A 21051-nucleotide genomic window follows, 5' to 3' on the forward strand; every position below is an offset into this window, starting at 1 on the left:
TCACCTGGGTGGAGTCGACGCGTATGCGTGCTCAAGGTCCACGACGGCGTCGGCGGCTCGGCCGCGTGGCGACCGTCCTCCTGCTGTCCTCGACGTTGACGGTGACGACCCTGTCCGCCGAGGCGTGGGCGGTACCGCCGGCCCCGGACGCGACCCGCAGCGTCGACCTGCCCGACCTCCCCGAGAGCACCGCGCTGGCCGGTGACGAGGAGGCCGTCAAGACGATCACGACCGCGCCCGAGGTCCCGGTCGACCCGTACGCGCCGACCGCCGTCACCCCGTGGACCGAGGACAGCGGCACCGCGACGATCACGACGGGCACCGCGCCCGGCACCACGCTCCCCGTCGAGGACCTGCCGATCGCGGTCGGCGTCCCCGAGGGCGGTGACCCGGCGGCGCTGGCCGGCACCTGGAAGGTCGAGCTGGCCCCGCCGGCCACCTCGCAGGACGCGGGCGTCTCGGGCCTGGTCATGCGGGTCACCCCACCGGCCACCGCCGACCCCGCAGCCCAGGTCGCGCTGGCCGTCGACACCACGGCGTTCGCCGACCTGTACGGCCCTCAGGCCGCCGACCGCTTCGGCCTGATGCTGCTGCCGAACTGCGTCCTGGACGCCCCCGGCACCGGCGACTGCGCCCCCGAGGGCACGGCGACGATGTCCGGCAAGCGGGAGGACAAGGCCGAACGCCTCTCCAGCACGGTAGAGACGGTCCCGGCGTCGAAGGCACCCACCCGCACGACGGCGGCGAAGAAGGCGACGACCAGGAAGATCCTCTCGGGCTCGGTCCCGGTCGCGGAACTCCTGCCGGGCGACAGCACGGGGACGACGGGAACGACAGGGACGACGGGCACGGCCGTACGGACAGCGGCGCTTCAGACCACCACCGCCCTCCCTGCCGTAGACGCCTCCGCCCCCCAAGTGATCGGCGCCCTCGACACCGGCTCCTCCGCCTCCGGCGACTACACCGCCGCCCCCCTCCTCTCCTCCGGCTCCTGGTCCTCCGGTTCCTCCTCCGGCGCCTTCACCTACGGCTACCAGGTCCAGGTCCCGGAGTCGGCCGGCGGTCTCACCCCGAAAGTCGCGCTGAGCTACAGCTCCCAGACCGTCGACGGCCGCACCTCCGCGTCGAACAACCAGGCGTCCTGGATAGGCGACGGCTGGGACTACGCCCCCGGCTCGATCACCCGCACCTACGCCACCTGCCGCGAGGACTCCAAGAAGGACGGCTCGAACAACAAGACCCACCGCACGGCCGACCTCTGCTGGGGCTCGGACAACGCGACCCTCTCCCTCGGCGGCACCACGACCGAACTGGTGTGGGCGAACGGCAAGTGGACGACGGCCAACGGCGACGGCGCGATCGTCCAGCAGATCCGCGACGACTCCACCGGCAACGGCGCCTACAAGGGCGAGTACTGGATCGTCACCACCCGCGACGGCACCAAGTACCACTTCGGCAAGCACAAGCTCCCGGGCGCCCCGAGCGGCACGGTCACCGACTCCGTCCTGACGGTCCCGGTGTACGGCAACCACAGCGGCGAGGACTGCTACCAGTCCGAGTGGAAGAACTCCGCCTGCACCCAGGGCTGGCGCTGGAACCTGGACTACGTCGAGGACCTCCACGGCAACGCCATGTCCCTGTGGTGGAAGAAGGAGGACAACTACTATGCCCGCAACTTCAACTTCAAGGACCCGGTCAAGTACGACCGGGGCGGCTGGCTCGACCACATCGACTACGGCCAGCGCAACACGCTGAACAGCATCTTCACCACCCCGGCGACCTCCCGGATCAGCTTCGCGGTAGCCGAGCGCTGCATCGACACGGCCACCCTGAAGTGCACGGACACCAACTTCGCCGACAAGGACCCGGGCAAGTACCGCATCTGGTACGACACCCCGGCCGACCTGCGCTGCCAGTCGAAGAAGATGTGCTGGAACGCGGGCCCGTCGTTCTGGACCCGCAAGCGCCTGACGTCGATCTCCACCGAGACCCAGCGCGCCGCGGGCTCGACGGCACGGCAGCCGGTCGACAAGTACACGCTGACCCAGAACTTCCCGGTCCTGAGGACGGGCCCGAACACGGCCCTGTGGCTGGAGTCCGTCCAGCGCACCGGCTACGACCCGGCGGGCGCGAGCACGTCCCTGAACGCGGTCCGCTTCGAGTCCAACGCCGAGGACATGCCGAACCGCGTCAAGGACGACGCGCGCCCCGGCTTCTCCCGCCTGCGCGTCGGCCGCGTCATCAACGAGTACGGCGGCGAGACCGTCGTCTCGTACAAGACCCCCGAGGGCGACTGCAAGACCGGCACGGGCCTCCCCGGCAAGGACGACAAGGCGGAGCTGAAGGCCAACACGCGGCTGTGCTACCCGTCGTACTGGAACCCGGACCCCGAGGTCGAGGACATCGACTGGTTCCACAAGTACGTCGTGGACACGGTCGAGGAACTCCCCAACGTCGACGGCGCGTTGGCCACCCGTACCGAGTACCAGTACAAGAACCCCGGCTGGAAGCTCGCCGAGGCCGAGTTCACGAAGAAGTCGACGCGGACGTACTCGCAGTTCGCGGGCTTCGAGCAGACCTCGGTCATCACGGGCGCCGACGACGACAAGATCGGCAGCAAGAAGTCCAAGTCCGTGACCCGGTTCTTCCGGGGTATGGGCGACGACGTCCCCGTCAAGGACATCACCGGCGCGGAGATCGCCAAGGACCGCGAGCCGTTCGCGGGCCGGATCGCCGAGGAGCTGACGTACACCAACGCGGACGACGCCGACACCGACTGGCTCTCCCGCTCCGTCACCGTCCCCGCCGCCACCGAACTCGCCAGCCGCACCCGCGACGACGGCCTCACCCCCCTGAAGGCGTGGCGCGTCACGGAGCCCGAGGAGATGGCGTACACCCGCTCCTCCGGCACCGGCGACGACACCCGCACCCTGCGGACGGTCCGCACCTCCACGACGTACGAGCCGACGTACGGCCTGCCCACCCAGGTCGAGTCGCTCGGCGACACCGGCAAGACCGGCGACGAGTCCTGCACCAAGCTGGAGTACGTCCACCAGACGGCGAAGAACCTGATCGGCCTCTCCAAGCAGGTCCTGGTCTCCCCGACCACCTGCGCCGCCGCCGACTTCACCAAGCTCTCCACCCTCAGCGGCGGCGTCCGCACCGCCTACGACGGCCAGGGCTACGGCGCCGCGCTGCTCGCCGGGACGCTGGGCGAGGCGTCGCAGACCTGGTCGCTGAACGGCGACGGCACGGACTTCCAGACCGACGGCCGTACCGAGTTCGACGACTACGGCCGCGTCGTCAAGCGGTTCGACCCGGACAACAACCCCTCCTCGATCACCTTCGACCCGCCCACCGGCCAGGTCTTCACGGTCACCGAGACCAACGCGGCCGGCCACTCCCAGATCCAGACCCTGGAGCCGGGCCGCGGCACCTCGCTGAAGACGACCGACGCGAACAACCTGGTCAGCGAGGCGAAGTACGACGCGCTGGGCCGGATGACCGAGGCGTGGGCGGCGGGCCGCACCCCGTCCTCCTCGGCGGTCCCGGACTTCCGGGCCGTCTACACGATCCCGAAGTACGACGAGGACAACCCGGACCGCAAGCCGCCGTACATCACCACCTACGCGCGCGGCCACGACAACAAGATCGAGACCTCCGTCACCCTGTACGACGGCCTCGGCCGCGAACGCCAGACGCAGGAAGAGGCCGACGGCGGCGGCCACCTGATCACCGACACCCTCTACAACAGCTCCGGCGAGGTCTGGCAGACCAACAACGCCTACCTCACCCGCGACGCGAAGCCCGGCGAGCTGTTCCAGCCGGAGAGCGACCTCGCGGTCCGCAACATCACCCGCTACACGTACGACAGCCTCGGCCGCGTCCTCACCGAGACCCCGGTCCTGCGCGTCACCGACCCGCTGACCGGCGAGTCGTCCTCCGAGCCGGTCGCCGAGAAGGCCACCCGCTACGAGTACGGCCAGGACTGGTCGAAGGTGATCAACCCGGCCGGCACCTCGTCGTACCGCGTCTTCACCGACGCGCTGGGCCGCACCTCCCGCGTCGACACCTTCAACCCGCAGGCCCCGAACGGCTTCACGTCGATGCGGTACGCGTACAACCGCGACGGCCAGCCGCAGACGGCGACCGCCTCCTCGGACACCGCGCACCCGTGGTCGTGGACCTACGACCACCGGGGCCGCCAGCTCACCGCGACCGACCCGGACACCGGCACGACGAGCACCAAGTACGACGCGCGCGGCCGGGTCCTGAGCACGACCAACGCGCGCGGCACGGTCTGGAACGGCTACGACCTGCTGTCCCGGCCGACGGAACAACGGGAGGGCGCCTCCGATGGCAAGCTGCTGGCGTCCTTCGAGTACGACAAGGCCCCCGGCGGCAAGGGGATGCCGTACGCGGCGACCCGCTACACCGGCGGCGAGGCGTACACGCAGAAGGTCGACGGCTACACCAAGGACTACCAGCCGACCTCGACCACCCTGACCCTCCCGCAGTCCGTCAAGGACGCCTGGGGCCTGGACCTGGAGTACCGCTCCGAGTTCTCCTACACCGACACCGGAATGCTCCAGGAGGCGACCCTCCCCAAGGCGGGCCGCTTCGACAAGGAGACCCTGGTCGTCCGCTACAACGAGGACGGCAAACCGCTCTCCGTCTCCGGCAAGGACTGGTACGGCTCCGAGACCGAGTACGACGCCTACGGCCAGGTCCTGCGCTCGACGCTGGGCGCGCAGCCGTACCGGGTGTGGACCCAGGCGACGTACGACGAGTCCAGCGGCGAACTCGCCGAACAGGCCGTCTACCGCGAGCAGACCGGCGACAAGAACGTCGTCTCCGGAAACCTCGTCTCCCGCCGCACCTACGCCTACGACCCCTCCGGCAACGTCACCTCGATCAACGAGAACGCCGCCGGCAAGGCCACCGAGCGCCAGTGCTTCACGTACGACCCGCTCGGCCAGCTCAAGTCGGCGTGGACCGCGTCGGACCAGTCCTCCTGCGTCGGCCCGAAGAAGTCCGACGGCACGCTGAACGTGACGGCGGGCGCGGACAACTCCGGCTACTGGCAGGAGTACGAGTACGACCTGGCCGGCAACCGCAAGACGCTCACCGAGAAGAACCTCACCGGCGACGCGACCAAGGACGCCGTCACGTCGTACGCGTACGGCAAGGCCGACGGCAGCCAGCCGCACACGCTCACCAAGGTGTCGAAGACCTTCAGGACACCGCAGGGCGCCGAGGTCAAGGCCGAGGCGGAGCGGCTGTACGAACTCACCGGCGAGACCAAGACCGTCACCTCCCTCCAGAACGGCGACAAGCAGGAGCTGGCCTGGACGTACGACGGCAAGATCGAGCGGATCACGGGCGCGGGGACGGGAGGCAAGACCCCGTACGTCGGTCTCGCCGACAAGTGCCTCGACCTGAAGGGTGGCCTCACGGTCACCGACCAGCCGGTCCACCTCTACTCGTGCAACGGCACCCCCGGCCAGAGCTGGCGCTTCTCGCAGGCGCCCGGCACGGACGCGGACAAGGGGACCCTCAGCGTCTACGACGACTGGTGCCTCCAGCCCGCCGCCGGCACGGCCGGTTCGGCGTTCGGCATCCGGAAGTGCGACGGCACCCCGGCCCAGGAGTTCAAGCGCAACACCGCGGGCCAGCTCCTGTACGGCACGCTGTGCGCGGCGGTCAAGGACGCCTCGTCGGCGAACTCCACCCCGGTCGTCCTCGCGACCTGCGACGCGTCCCGCGCGGAGCAGAAGTGGGCGGCGCAGAACGACACCCGGTACGTGTACGGGCCCGACGGCAACCGTCTGCTGTCCATCAAGGGGAAGCAGGCCACCCTCTCCCTCGGTGACACCGAGGTCACCGTCATGGCGGGCGGCGCGCTGATCAACTCCCAGCGCACGTACTCGGCGCCGGGCGGCGCGGTCATGCGGTACGCGTACGGCCTCGGCACCGAGAACCTCGTCGCGCTCGCCGGGGACCACCAGGGGAGTACGTACGTCGAGGTCGCGCTGAACAGCACGAACACGGTGCGGCTGCGCAAGCAGGACCCGTTCGGGAACCAGCGCGCGGCGAGCACGGTCGGTGTCAACGTCCAGACGCACACCGGGTTCCTGGGCGCGACACGCGACGACGCGTCGGGGTACCAGCCGCTCGGTGCGCGGCTCTACGACCCGGTGGTGGGGCGGTTCCTGTCCGCCGACCCGGTGCTCGACCTGAACGACGTACTCCAGTCCAACGGGTACTCCTACGCCCACAACAACCCGGTGACCATGTCCGACCCGACGGGCCTGGCGATCAGCCTCACGGCGTCGGAACGGGCGGCGGCACTGGTGGGGGCGGGCCTCTCGGCGGCGCAGGTCGCGCAGGCCCAGTCGATGATGGGCAAGTCGCTGACCTCGGTGATCCTCGCGGTCGCCTGGGAGACGCTGAAGGACTTCATCGGCATCAACGACGCGATGGCCTGCTTCGGCGGGGACATGTGGTCGTGCGGCAGCCTGATCATCGGGGCGATCCCCTGGACCAAGCTCGGCAAGATCCCGTCGGTCCTGAAGGCGGTCAACCGCACGATCAAGGCGATCGAATCCTTCCGCGCGGCGAAGAAGGCCGCCGAACTGGTCCTGAAGGCCGCCAAGGCGGCGGAGTCAGCCGCCCTGCGCGCCAAGAAGGCGGCGATCGAACGGGCCAAGAAGGAAGCGGCCCAGAGAGCCAAGAAGAAGGCGGCGGAACAGGCGAAACGCACGGCCGACGCGGCTGCGGCACGGGCGAAGAAGACGGGCAACGCGGCCCAGAAACAGGCCCAGGCGAAGGCGGCGCCCAAGGTCTCCACGGCGAAGAGCGCGGGCTCCGGCTCGGGTTCGGGGAAGGGTGGCGGTGCCAAGCCCGGGGGCAGCTCCGGAGGGTCGTCGCGGGGCAACGGCGGTTCCAGCGGCAGCGGTGGCTCCGGGAAGGCGGGCGAGAGCGGGCCGACCTGCAACAGCTTCGTTCCCGGCACCAAGGTGCTGATGGCCGACGGTTCCGCCAAGCCGATCGAGCAGGTCAGGGCCGGTGACAAGGTCGTCGCCACCGACGAGCGGTCCGGTGAGACCCGGGCCAGGACGGTCACGGCCGAGATCAAGGGGCGGGGGCTGAAGCACCTCGTCAAGGTGACGGTCGACATCGACGGTGTCAGGACCGCTTCGGTCACCGCGACCGCCGGGCACCCCTTCTGGGTCCCGGAACTCCGGGAGTGGATCGGCGCCACCGACCTGCGGGCCGGGGAGTGGCTGCGCACCAGCGCCGGGACGCTCGTCCGGATCACCGCGGTCCAGCGGTGGACGCAGCGGACGGCGGCCGTCCACAACCTGACGGTCAGCGACGTCCACACGTACTACGTGCTCGCCGGGCCGGCGACGGTCCTCGTCCACAACTGCCCCCCGTCGCAGGCGCTGCTCGACACGGCCGACGTGGCGGAGGCGTACGGCGCGGAGTACGCCGCCGAGTACACCTCGCCCTCCGGCGAGACCTATCGGGCGCACAACAAGGAGCAGCTCGCCGTGCCGCCGGGCATGGAGGACGTGTTCGACGAGTTCGACCACCACGGCGGCTGCGCCGAGACCAAGTGCCTGATCAAGGCCTACAATGCCGAGGGCCCGGACGCGATACGCGGCGGTCACATGGACGTCGTCCACGTGGGCGACGACGATGACGGGCAGTGGGAGCACGGCGACACCGCCCGACCCTGCGGACGCTGCTCCCGCCTCAAGAAGGGACTCTTCATTGGGCCCTGATCCGACGGTCGACGAGCGTGGGCTGAGCGGCCCCGTCCGTGACTCCCTGCTGGCCGCCGACTGGCAACCAGGCCGGCGGGTGGACATCTCGGACACGGTGGAACGCCTTACCGACGCCGGATACGAGGTCAGCGGGCCCTTCCGCTCCTTCATCACCGAGTTCCGGGGCCTGGAGATCCAGCCCGCGCTGTCCGCCGGCCCCAACTTCGCGAACGACGAGCCGTACTGGATCACCCCGAACCGGGGGGTCCGGTACCGCGACGAGGCGCGCTTCCTCTCCGACCTGTTCGGGGAGGAGCACGATCCGGTGGGGTGGTGGCTGAGCAGCAGTCACGTCTTCATGGGGGCGAGCGGCAGGGTGCGGGCCCACTTGGACGGCCTGGTGTGGGAACTAGGGGAATCCCCGCTCGCGGCACTGGAGTTCGCGGTGCGGCCGGGGCGTCCGCTGGTGTGCGCGTGGTCGGCACCGGGGCGGACACCGTGGCCCAAAGAGTGACGTACCCGGTGTCCTAGTCGGGTGTGGGGAGACCGACGATGACGAGCCTCTTCGAGATCGAAGAGAGCGTGGCGCATCTTCCGGGGCGGATCACGGAGCTGGTCGGGCTCGACGGGGAACACGGAGAGGCGTTCACCACCTCCCTCCACGACCACGTCATGACCCCAGCGGACGGTCTTCTGCCGGTGTCGGCGGCGTTCGTGCCGGTTGCGTACGCCGCCCTCGGCGGGGCGCTGTCCGAACCCGCCCGGGCGACCTGGACCGGCTCCGGGCGGCGCAGGCGGCGGCGGGGGAGCGGCTGCCGTGGGATCTGCGGTCGGAGGAGATCTGACGCCGGTTTGAAAGACGGACGCCGGTTTGAAAGACGGAAGGGGCCACCCCGGAGGGCGGCCCCTTCTCGTACGGGTGTCAGCCGATCGCCCGCACCGATCTCCAGTCCGCCGACAGCACCACCTTCACCGCCGCGTTCGTGTTCGTGCGGCTCGGGTTGTACAGCCGGATCTGGCCGTCCGTCGCGGACCGCGCCCAGATGTCGGGGATGCCGTCGCCGCTGACGTCGGGGATGCCGATGGCGGTGGAGACGGCGGACTCGGCCCAGCCGGTGCCGTACGCGACGTCCGTGCCGCCGAGGGAGCTGGAGCCGAGCTTGAGGGATTCGAGGTCGACGCTGCCGGTGACGGGGCCGGGTTTGCCGGGGCGGACGGACATGGTGCCGTTGTCGAGGTTGCGGAAGAGCAGGTCGGGCGTCTTGTCGCCGTTGATGTCCGCGACGTTGACGATGTCGCGGCGGGCCCAGGCGTCGGGGTTCATCATCGTGGCCGTCTGGAACTTCCCGCCGGTGTAGCCGGAGAGGACCCAGAAGGAGCCGCCGGAGCGCAGGAAGAGATCGGGGAGCCGGTCGCCGGTGATGTCGCCGACGGCCCTGATCTGCGTCCAGGTCGAGGGCGCGGGTACGTCGGACGGCAGGATGATCCGGATGCGCTGGTCGACGTCGAAACTCCCGTACCCGTCCCCGGGGTAGAGCCAGAAGGTCCCGTCGGGGGAGACGGCGAAGAGGTCGGTGATGCCGTCCCCGGGGTACGCGTCGGAGAAGTGGGTGATCAGCGCGGCCTTGTTCGTCGCCGCGTCGTACCAGTGCCCGGCGGGGTGCAGCGCGCCGCCGGTGGTGTACGAGGCGGGCATGCAGCCCTGGAGTTCACCGGCCGGCAGGCCGACGCAGGTGAAGAGCTGGCCGTTGCCGTTCACGTGGAGGATGTCGGGCAGCTTGTCGCCGCTGACGTCGCCGGGCTCGTCGCCCGTGTCACGGGGCGGGACGTAGAAGCCGTGGTTGGTGACCGCGCTCTGATTGCCGGCCGCGTCGAAGGCGTACACGTTCAGCCAGTTGGGGCCGGTGTGCTGGGGTTTGAGCGCCGGGTCGGTGAAGGTGCCGCCGACCGCGTCCACGGTCTTCCACCACAACCCCTCGATGCCGTACCGGAACTTGGCCGCGCCCGGGGAGGTGAAGGTGACGGCTCCGGTATTGCCGAACGTGACCTTCGCCCAGGTCTGCCCGTCGCTGGTCAGCTCGGGGAACACCTCGCTGTCGACCGTCGGCGGCGGCGGGGCCGACGCGTCGATGGTCACCGCGCACCGGTTGCCGCTGGTCGGGAAGTAATCGGAGAACCGCCCGCCGGAGTCCTCCGCGCGGACGTCCCAGAAGTAGACCCCCTTGTCCGCCAGGTTGGCCGCCGCGATGGTGATCGACGCCTTGCCGCTGGACAGGCTGGTGACGAGGGTCCCCGCCGGGACGGCGGCGCCGGACTTCCACATCCGGAAGCGCAGGCCCTTGAGGTTGCCGTCCGGGTCGGTGGACTTGGCGGACAGGACCACGTTGGTCTTGCCGATCGTCGCACCGGCCGTGGCGGTGTTGCAGGTGCCGCCAGGGGCGCTGGTCACGCCGCTGGGGGTGGCCGGGGGGCGGTTGTACTCGACCGTCAGCTGCGCCGTGGCCGCCTGGAACTTGCGCCAGGTCTGGGTGTCGCGCTCGCTGGTCGCGCGCATCCCGAGGGTGAGGCTCGACCAGCCGGCGTCCGCGCCTTTCTGCGCGGCGGCCTTGATGTCGAACTCCTCGAATTCGTCAGGGCAGTTGCTGGACTTCCAGCCGTGTGCGAACGACTTCCGGTCGAGTTCGGTCGTCCAGGCCGGCTGCTTCTTCCACGTGGTGCCCGACGAGATCGCTCCCGTCATCCAGAGCTGGAACTCCCGCTTCTCGCACGACCAGGAGTGGTTGTTCAGAACCTTGAAGGACGCCTTGCTGATCGTCGCGCCCTTCAGCGAGCTGCTGTAGTTCATCCGCCAGAACGAACGGGCGGTGCCGCCGGTGTCGTTCTCGTGGCCCACCCGAGCCTCGGGCGTGCCGTCGTTGTAGTTGACGCCGTTCCAGAAGCTGGAGTTGGGGTGGGGCTGGTAGGCCACGGTCCAACCCGACGTGCGCGGCTGGATCGCCGGGTCGACGAACACCGGGAAGCGGGCCTCAGGATCACTGAGCAGCCCGGTCGCACCGGCCTTCACCTCAAGCCGCGCCGTCCCCGTACCCTCCCCGGTCAGCGCCATCGGCGCCGGTGCCTGCCGTGAGCCCGGCTCGATGCCGTTCAGCCCGGACAGGGCCAGCACTTCCTCCGGCGTCGCGACGGAGTCGCCCGGCGCGTCCGGGTCCTCCGGCAGCTCCGGGTTGCGTCCGCCGGAGTCCCACGCGAACGGCGTCGGCACGGACCCGACCTCCGCGCCGGAGGCGTCCGTGATCAGCACGCGCTGCGCCGACGTATCGGACCGGAAGACGGCCGTGGACGACTTCAGCCCGTACGACAGCGACGCCAGCGCCGGATTCGCCGCCGCCTCACGGGTCTTGACGATGAGGAGCTGGGCGAAACCGCCCTCCGCGCGGGCGACCATCAGGAGGTCGACGCCGGGCAGCACCTCGGAGTAGAGGGCGCGCTGACCGCTCAGCACCGGCTCCGGCAACTCGCCCGGCCAGGTGTAGGAGATGGCGTGCCCGCCGATGACGGTCTGCGCCAGCACGGTGTCCTGACCGGCCGTCAGGGTGCGGCGTGCGTACGACCGGTCCGCCCTGTCCTGCCGCGTCCCGGCCGAGAACAGCAGCGGCACCACCGGGTTGGCCGGGCGTATGCCGTCGTCGGTGCGCCGGAGCCGGTTGTCGACCGGCGCCCAGCGGCCCTCGGCGTTCTTGGCGCGCCGGGGGAGCGCCGCGATCTCCGTCCGCATCCGGCCGTCGGGCAGGGCCCACGTCAGCGCGGTGGCGGTGGTCGCGGTGTCGACGGCCACCGCCTTGCCGGTACGCCGCGACTCGGCCACGGCCGCGGCCTCGTCCCGTGGGCCGACCTCGGCCTTGCGAGCGTCAACGGGCCCTCGGGCAGCGGGAGTCGGCGGATCGTCGGGATGCCACCAGGGCAGCAGGGCGACAGTCAGGGCGGCCAGAACCAGGCCGATGGCGAGGGTCAGCCGGGTGCGTGTACGCACGGACCACTCCCGTGTGAACCAGGACGGATGGAGACATGTGCGCCGACACGATCACACGGTTCTCACCGTTCGTCCACGGATGAAAATTTTATGAATCCGTGATGGAGGCTTGGTGAGCGCTTTACCGGGGATTTTGTGTCCGGTTCGGCACGCTCGGTGACGGATTGGCCTGTGGTGCAAGTCTCAAACGTACGGTTCTGCTCCACTTCAAAGCCCTTGAACTCTGCGGTGCTCATGCCAGAAGGTCCTGATCAGCTCTGTTGTCTGCATCGCCTGGGTGGGGTCGACGCGTATGCGTGTGCGATTGCGTTCTCAAGGTCCAAGACGGCGCCGCGTCCGCGTGGCGACGGTCCTGCTGCTGTCCTCGGTCCTGACCGTGACGAGCCTCAACTCCGAGGCGTGGTCGGTGCCGGCGCCCGGCATGACCAGGGCGATCGAGCTGCCGAAGCTGCCGGAGACCCAGCCCCTCGACGGCGACGAGGAGGCGGAGAAGAACCTCACGACCGCGCCCGAGGTCCCCGTCGAGCCGTACGTGCCGACCGCCGTCACCCCGTGGACCGAGGACAGCGGCACCGCGACGATCGCGGCGGACACCGCCCCCGGCACCACCGTCCCCGTCGAGGACCTCCCGATCGCGGTCGGCGTCCCCGAGGGCGGTGACCCGGCGACGCTCGCCGGTGCCTGGAAGGTCGACCTCGCCTCACCGGCCACCTCCCAGGACGCCGGCGTCTCGGGCCTGATCATGCGGGTCACCCCGCCCGCCACCGCCGACCCGGCCGCCGAGGTCGCCCTCGCCGTCGACACCACCGCCTTCGCCGACCTGTACGGCCCCCAGGCCGCCGAGCGCTTCGGCCTCACCCTGCTCCCGGACTGCGTCCTGGACGCCCCCGGCACCGGCGACTGCGCCCCCGAGGACGGCGTCACGACCATGTCGGGCACGGCCGAGGCGCGGCCCGAGCTGCTGTCCAGCGCGGTCGAGGAGGTCCCGGCGGGCGACGCCCCGGCGAGGATCACCGCCGCGAAGAAGGAGACCACCCGCACGATCCTGACGGGGTCGGTGCCGGTCGCCGAGCTGCTGGCGGGCGCGGAGACCTCGACCACGACCGGCGCGTCTATCCGGACCGCCGGCACGGCGTCCGGGTCTGGCTCCGGGTCTGGCTCCGGGTCTGGCTCCGGGTCTGGCTCCGGGTCTGGCTCCGGGTCTGGCTCCGGGTCTGGCTCCGGGTCTGGCTCCGGGTCTGGCTCCGGGTCTGGCTCCGGGTCTGGCTCCGGGTCTGGCTCCGGGTCTGGCTCCGGGTCTGGCTCCGGGTCTGGCTCCGGGTCTGGCTCCGGGTCTGGCTCCGGGTCTGGCTCCGGGTCTGGCTCCGGAGCGCCGTCCGACAGCGCCGGTGCGACTGCCGCGTACAGCTCCCGCGCTCTGGCCGGCACCGCCGGCGCGGCTGTCACGTACAGCTCCGCCGCTCCGGCCGACACCGCTGGCGCGGCTGCGCGGGACACATCCGCCACCGCGTCCCGCACGGCCGGGAAAGCGACCCCGTCAGCCGGGAAAGCCACCCAGGCCGCAGGGAAGGCCACCCCGGCCACCACGCCCCGAACCACCTCCACCACGGCCCCCGCCACCACCGTCCTCCCCGCCGTAGACGCCGCAGGCCCCCGCGTCGTCGGCGCCCTCGACACCGGCTCCTCCACCTCCGGCGACTTCTCCGCCACCCCCCTCCTCTCCTCCGGTTCCTGGTCGGCGGGCTCCTCCTCGGGTGCCTTCACCTACGGCTACCAGCTCCAGGTCCCGGAGTCGGCGGGCGGCCTCACACCGAAGGTCAGCTTCGGCTACTCCTCCCAGACGGTCGACGGCCGCACCTCCGCCACCAACAACCAGGCGTCCTGGATCGGCGACGGCTGGGACTACAACCCCGGCTCCATCACCCGCAGTTACGCCACCTGCCGTGAGGACTCCAAGAAGGCGGGCTCGAACAACAAGACCCACCGCACCTCGGACCTGTGCTGGGGCTCGGACAACGCCACCCTCTCCCTCGGCGGCACCACGACCGAACTGGTGTGGGCGGACGGCAAGTGGACCACCGCCAACGGTGACGGAGCCGTCGTCCAGCAGATCCGCGACGACTCCACCGGCAACGGCGCCTACAAGGGCGAGTACTGGATCGTCACCACCCGCGACGGCACCAAGTACCACTTCGGCAAGCACAAGTTGCCCGGCTGGTCGAGCGGAAAGCCGGTCACCGACTCGGTGTTGACGGTCCCGGTGTACGGCAACCACAGCGGCGAGGACTGCTACCAGTCCGAGTGGAAGAACTCCGCCTGCACGCAGGGCTGGCGCTGGAACCTGGACTACGTCGAGGACGTCCACGGCAACGCCATGTCCCTGTGGTGGAAGAAGGAACAGAACTTCTACGCCCGCAACTTCAACTTCAAGGCCCCCGTCGAGTACGACCGGGGCGCCTGGCTCGACCACATCGACTACGGCCAGCGCAAGGACGCCGACGGCAGCGTCCTCGACACCCCGGCGACCTCCCGCGTGACCTTCTCCGTCGCGGAACGCTGCCTGCCGAAGGACGGCGTCTGCTCCGAGGCGAACTTCACCGACAAGGACCCCGGCAAGTACCGCATCTGGTACGACACCCCGGCCGACCTGCGCTGCGCCGCCTCCGGAAAGAAGTGCTGGAACGCGGGCCCGTCCTTCTGGACCCGCAAGCGCCTGACGGCCGTCACCACCGAGACCCAGCGCGTCGCCGGCTCCACGGCCCGCCAGCCGGTCGACAAGTACACCCTCACCCACGACTTCCCGGTCCTGAGGACGGGCCCGAACACGGCCCTGTGGCTGGAGTCGGTCCAGCGCACCGGCTACGACCGCGCAGGCGCGAGCACCACCCTCAACGCGGTCCGCTTCGAGTCCAACGCCGAGGACATGCCGAACCGCGTCAAGGACGACGCGCGCCCCGGCTTCTCCCGCCTGCGCATCGCCCGCGTCATCAACGAGTACGGCGGCGAGACCGTCGTCACCTACAAGACCCCCGAAGGCGACTGCAAGACCGGCACCGGCCTGCCCGGCAAGAAGGACACCGCCGAGCTGAAGGCCAACACCCGCCTGTGCTACCCGACTTACTGGCACCCCGACCCCGAGGTCGAGGACATCGACTGGTTCCACAAGTACGTCGTGGACACCATCGAGGAACTCCCCAACGTCGACGGCGCGTTCTCCACGCAGACCGCCTACCAGTACAAGAACGCCGGATGGCGGCTCGCCGAGGCCGAGTTCACGAAGAAGGCCACCCGCACGTACTCCCAGTTCGCGGGGTTCGAGCAGACCACCGTCATCACCGGCAGCGACGAGCCGTCCATCGGCAGCAAGCGCTCCAAGGCGGTCACCCGCTTCTTCCGGGGCATGGGCGACGACGTCCCCGTCAAGGACATCACCGGCGCCGAAATAGCCAAGGACCGCGAGCCGTTCGCGGGGCGGATCGCCGAGGAGCTGACGTACACGAACGCGGGCGACGCCGACACGGACTGGCTCTCGCGCAGCGTCACCGTCCCCGAGGCGACCGTCCTCGCGACCCGCACCCGCGACGACGGCCTGTCCCCGCTGCGGGCCTGGCGCGTCACCGAGCCCGAGGAGATCGCGTACACCCGCTCCTCCGGTACGGGTGACGACACCCGCACCGAGCGGATCGTCAAGTCCACGACGACGTACGAGCCGACGCACGGCCTGCCCGCTCAGGTCGAGTCGCTGGGTGACACCGGCAAGCCGGGCGACGAGTCCTGCACCAAGCTGGAGTACGTCCACCAGACGGCGAAGAACCTGATCGGCCTGACCAAGCAGGTCCTGGTCTCCCCGACCACCTGTGCGGCGGCCGACTTCAGCGACCTGTCCACCCTGAGTGGCGCCACCCGCACGGCATATGACGGTCAGTCATACGGCGTCGCCCTCCTGGCCGGCACCCTCGGTGAGGCGTCGCAGACCTGGTCCCTCAAGGGCGACGGCTCCGGCTTCCAGCCGAACGGCCGCTCCGAGTTCGACGCGACCGGCCGGGTCGTCAAGCAGACGGACCCCGACGGCAATTCGGGCACGATCGCCTACGACCCGCCCACCGGCCAGGTCTTCAAGGTCACCGAGACCAACGCGGCCGGCCACACCCAGATCCAGGAACTGGAGCCGGGCCGGGGAACGTCGTTGAAGACCACCGACGCCAACGGCCGTACCAGCGAGGCGAAGTACGACGCGCTCGGCCGCCTCGTCGAGGCCTGGGGCGCGGGCCGCACCCCGTCCGCCTCGGCCGTACCGGACTTCAAGGCCGTCTACACGATCCCCGAGTACGACGCGAACCGCGAGAACCGCAGACCGCCGTACGTCACGACGTACGCGCGCGGCCACGAGAACCGCGTCGAGACCTCCGTAACGCTCTACGACGGCCTCGGCCGTGAGCGCCAGACGCAGGAAGAGGCCGACGGCGGCGGCCAGTTGATCACCGACACCCTCTACAACACCTCCGGCGAGATCTGGCAGACCAACAACGCCTACTTCACCCTCGACGCGAAGTCCGGCGAACTCTTCTCCCCGCTCGCCGACACCGCCGTCCCCAACATCACCCGCTACACGTACGACGGCCTCGGCCGCGTCCTCGCCGAGACCCCGGTCCTGAAGGTCAAGGACGCGCAGTCCGGCGAGGCCACCTCACAGCCGGTCGAGGAGCGCGCCACCCGCTACGAGTACGGCCAGGACTGGTCGAAGGTCATCAACCCGGTCGGCACCTCGTCCTACCGCGTCTTCACCGATGCGCTGGGCCGCACTTCGCGCCTCGACACCTTCAACCCGCAGGCCCCGAACGGCTTCACGTCCACGCGCTACACGTACGACCGCCACGGCCGCCTGACCAAGGCGGTCAACTCGGCCCAGCCGAACAGCCCGTGGAGCTGGACGTACGACAACCGGGGCCGCCAGGTCACGGCGACGGACCCCGATACGGGCACGACGCGCACCGAGTACGACCACCGCGACCGCACGCTGAAGACCAGCACCCAGCGCGCCACTGTCTGGAACGGCTACGACGTCCTCTCCCGCCCGACCGAGCAGCGCCTTGGGGATGACAAGGGCACCCTGCTCGCGTCCCTCGACTACGACAAGGCCCCCGGCGGCAAGGGGATGCCGTACAGCGCGACCCGCTATACGGCTGGCGAGGCGTACACGCAGAAGGTCGACGGCTACACGAAGGACTACCAGCCGACGTCCACGACGCTGACCCTCCCGCAGTCCCTCAAGGACGCATGGGGCCTCGACACCACATACAAGTACGGCTACGCCTACACCGACACCGGCAGCCTCCAGGAGGCGACCCTCCCCAAGGCGGGCCGCTTCGACGCCGAGAACCTGGTCGTCCGCTACAACGAGAACGGCAAGCCGCTCTCCATCAGCGGCAAGGACTGGTACGGCGCGGAGACCGTCTACGACGTCCACGGCCAGGTCCTGCGCTCGACGCTGGGCGCGCAGCCGTACCGGGTGTGGACGAGCGCGCTGTACGACGAGTCGAGCGGGGAGTTGACCGAACAGTCGGTCCACCGCGAGAAGTCGGACGACAAGGCGATCGTCGCCGGAAACCTGGTGTCGAGGCGGACCTACGCCTACGACCCCTCGGGCAACGTTACTTCGATCCGCGAGAACGCCGAGGGCAAGGCCGCCGAGCGCCAGTGCTTCACGTACGACCCGCTGGGCCAGCTCAAGACGGCGTGGACTTCAGGTGATTTGTTGTCCTGCGTGGGCCCGAAGAAGTCCGACGGTTCTTTGAACGTGGCGGCGGGTGCGGACAGTTCGGGTTACTGGCAGGAGTACGAGTACGACCTCGTCGGCAACCGCACGAAGCTGACGGAGAAGAACCTCGCGGGTTCGGCGGAGCTGGACGCGGTCACGTCGTACACGTACGGCAAGACGGACGGCAGCCAGCCGCACACGCTCACGAAGGTCGCGAAGAAGTACCGCGCCGCTGCTGGTGGGCCGGAGGTCACGGCCGAGGCGGAGCGCCTGTACGAACTCACCGGCGAGACCAAGTCGATCACGTCCGTCCAGAACGGTGACAAGCAGGAGCTGGCCTGGACGTACGACGGCAAGGTCGAGCGGATCACGGGTGCGGGGACGCGGGGTCGCACGCCTTATGTGGGGCTCGCGGACAAGTGCGTGGACCTCAAGGGCAGCGTCACGACCGCCGGTCAGCCGATCCAGCTGTACTCCTGCAACGGCACGCCGGCGCAGCGCTGGAGCTTCGCGGTGGCCGCTGGGCAGGCGGATCCGAATCGGGGGACGTTCAGGATCTACGACGACTGGTGTGCTCAGCCTGCGGGTAGTGCGGCGGGGGCGGCGGTCCAGCTCCAGAAGTGCGTGACGGGAGCTTCTGCTGTTTCGCAGGAGGTGCGGCGGACGACTGCCGGTCAACTCGTGCACGTGGCTTCGGGGTTGTGCTTCGCGGTGAAGGACGCTTCGTCGGCGAACTCGGCGTTGATCGTGCTGGCCGCGTGTGACGCGTCTCGTGCGGAGCAGCAGTGGGCGGCGCAGGACGATACGCGGTACGTCTACGGTCCCGACGGCTCGCAGCTTCTTGCCGTCAAGGGGAAGCAGGCGACGCTGTTCCTGGGTGACACCGAGGTGACCGTCGCGGCGGGTGGGGCGCTGGTCAACTCGCAGCGGACGTATTCGGCGCCGGGTGGCGCGGTGATGCGGTACGCGCAGGGGGCGAGCACGGAGTTCCTTGTCGCGCTGGCCGGGGATCATCAGGGCAGTACGTATGTCGAGGTGGGTCTCGACGGGTCGATGCCGGTGCGGGTGCGCAAGCAGGACCCGTTCGGCAACCAGCGGGGCACCGGGACGGTGGGGGTCGACTTCCAGTCGAACAAGGGGTTCCTGGGGGCGGATCGGGATGATGCGTCGGGGTTCCAGCCGCTGGGTGCGCGGTTGTACGACCCGGTGGTGGGGCGGTTCCTCTCGGCGGACCCGGTCCTTGACCTGAACGATGTGTTGCAGTCCAACGGGTACTCGTACGCGCACAACAACCCGGTGACGATGTCGGATCCGACGGGGTTGTCGATCAGCTTGACGGCGTCGGAGCGGGCGGCTGCGCTGGCGGGGGCGGGGTTGTCGCTGGCCCAAGTCGCACAGGCGCAGGCGATGATGGGGAAGTCGCTGACGTCGGTGATTCTGTCGGTGGCGTGGGAGACGCTGAAGGACTTCATCGGGATCAATGACGCGATGGCGTGCTTCGGCGGGGACATGTGGTCGTGCGCGGGCATGGTCATCGGAGCCATCCCGTGGTTCAAGGCCGGCAAGATCCCGGGGGTCCTCAAGGCCGTCAATCGGACGATCAAGGCGATCGAGTCGTTCAAGGCGGCGAAGAAGGCTGCCGAGTTGGTGTTGAAGGCGGCGAAGGCTGCCGAGACGGCCGCGTTGAATGCCAAGAAGGCGGCGATCGAGAAGGCGAAACGGGAGGCTGCGCAGCGGGCGAAGAAGAAGGCTGCGGAACAGGCGAAACGTACGGCTGACGCGGCTGCGGCGCAGAAGAAGAAGACCGGGAATCCGGTCCAGAAGCAGGCCCAGGCGAAGGCTGCGCCGAAGGTTTCCACGGCGAAGAATGCCGGTGGGGGCTCCAAGCCTGGCGGTTCCAAGCCCGGCGGCAACGCTGGAGGATCCTCGCGCTCCGGTGGCGGGTCGAGTGGGGGTGGGGGTTCCGGCAAGGCCGAGAGCGGCGGTTCCTGCTCGATCAGCAACAGTTTCGTCCCCGGCACCAAGGTCCTGATGGCCGACGGTTCGACCAAACCGATCGAGAAGGTCAAGGCGGGTGACAAGGTCATCGCCACCGACCCGAAGTCGGGTGAGACCCGCGTCGAGACGGTCACCGCCGAGATCAAGGGGGAGGGGCTCAAGCACCTGGTCAAGGTGACGATCGACGTCGACGGGGAGAAGGGCACCAAGACGGCCTCCGTGACCGCGACCGACGGGCATCCGTTCTGGGTTCCTGAACTGCGGGAGTGGGTCGACGCCACCGACCTGAAGGCCGGACAATGGCTGCGAACTGGGGCGGGCACGCTCGTCCAGATCGCTGCGGTGGAACGGTGGACCAGCACGGGCGCGACGGTCCACAATCTGACCGTCGGCGATGCTCACACGTATTATGTGCTGGCAGGCGGCACGCCGATTCTGGTCCACAATTCCAGCGGGTGCGGTCCGGATAATCAAACGTTTGCGACACGGTCTGAAGCGAAGGCGGCGGCGTACAGTCGGGCGGGAATTTCATCTGATGCAGTTCCGGATGCGGTATGGACAGTTGGCGACGATGTGACCCAGCGCGGAATGCCTGGCTATAGATTTGATTCAAATCCGGGTGCGCATGGAGTCTATGAGCAGTTCGAATCAGAGGATGGTTCCCGCCTGATCGCCGAGCACACTAATGATCCGAATGCGCCGTTCTCTCACTTCCATGCAGGACAGCCGAAGATTGACTCGACTCGTGAAGGTGTGAATTTTGGCTGGGATATGACCTCTGAATTTGAGCGATATTCCCCGGTGGGAGGTTCGCATCACATGTACTACGAATCGATCGGGTGAGTATTTTGGATCTCGAAGCGCGCAGGTCCTTGCTGGAGTCGGCGGGTCTTGCCGTCCTAGACAGTGCATGGTCGGGAGAAGTCCCGGAACCCATGAAGGCGTGGCGTCCAATTGTCAGCGGTGGGGCTGAGCCCGCAGCTCGGATTCGCGTACTAGAGGCGAATTTTCATCTTTCCGAGGTGCAGGACCAATGGGTGAGGATTTCCGACGAAATTGGACTCTTTGGGGGGCAAGGTGACTTTCTCATCAGTGTGGCTGGTGCGGGGGCCGTGAATGCCCCATGGGCTCGCGTCCGGCGCACCTGTTCGATGAGATTGGCTCAGCTCCTTGGTTCCATTGAAGGAGAGCCGGAGTTTGTTGCAATGTCCCTCGATGGTCGCGTTTCATGCGGAGTGACAACTGAGGAATATGAGGTCTGGATTGTTACGACGCTGATCGATTAAGCGTCATCAGGCCACACCCCCAGAGGCCCCACCAGATTTATTTCTGGTGGGGCCTCTGGGGGTGTCTGCTGTCAAGGGCGAGCAGGCGACGCTGTATTGGCTGTGTGTATTTCGAGGCTGGCGGCGGCGAAGTCGGCCAGGTCGCGCTTGACCAATGATCAGATGCCGTCCTGCGGGTTGAGGTCAGAAGCGTACGGCGGCAGCTGG

Annotated in this window: 4 protein-coding genes; 3 read left to right on the forward strand and 1 reads right to left on the reverse strand. The window is 69.0% G+C overall.

Annotated features, from left to right (window positions below; genetic code table 11):
- Positions 1 to 23: 23 nt before the first annotated feature.
- Positions 24 to 7790, forward strand: coding sequence for a ricin-type beta-trefoil lectin domain protein (locus tag ACQCO7_RS29090; RefSeq protein WP_464074579.1), 7767 nt, complete (start codon positions 24 to 26; stop codon positions 7788 to 7790).
- Complete coding sequence (locus ACQCO7_RS29095) at positions 7780 to 8286, forward strand: SUKH-3 domain-containing protein (protein WP_464074580.1); 507 nt, start codon at positions 7780 to 7782, stop codon at positions 8284 to 8286. The genes ACQCO7_RS29090 and ACQCO7_RS29095 overlap by 11 nt, the downstream gene beginning before the upstream one ends.
- A gap of 408 nt (positions 8287 to 8694) precedes the next feature.
- Here ACQCO7_RS29095 and ACQCO7_RS29100 read toward each other — a convergent pair whose 3' ends face one another.
- A complete protein-coding gene (locus ACQCO7_RS29100) occupies positions 8695 to 11802 on the reverse strand; it encodes an FG-GAP-like repeat-containing protein (RefSeq protein WP_464074581.1) in 3108 nt (1035 codons plus the stop codon).
- Positions 11803 to 12142: 340 nt separating this feature from the next.
- Here ACQCO7_RS29100 and ACQCO7_RS29105 point away from each other — a divergent pair, with 340 nt between their 5' ends.
- Positions 12143 to 20401 (forward strand): ricin-type beta-trefoil lectin domain protein, encoded by an 8259-nt coding sequence (locus ACQCO7_RS29105; protein WP_464074582.1) that lies wholly within the window; start codon positions 12143 to 12145, stop codon positions 20399 to 20401.
- Positions 20402 to 21051 lie beyond the last annotated feature (650 nt).

Source organism: Streptomyces saintjeani (assembly GCF_055409605.1).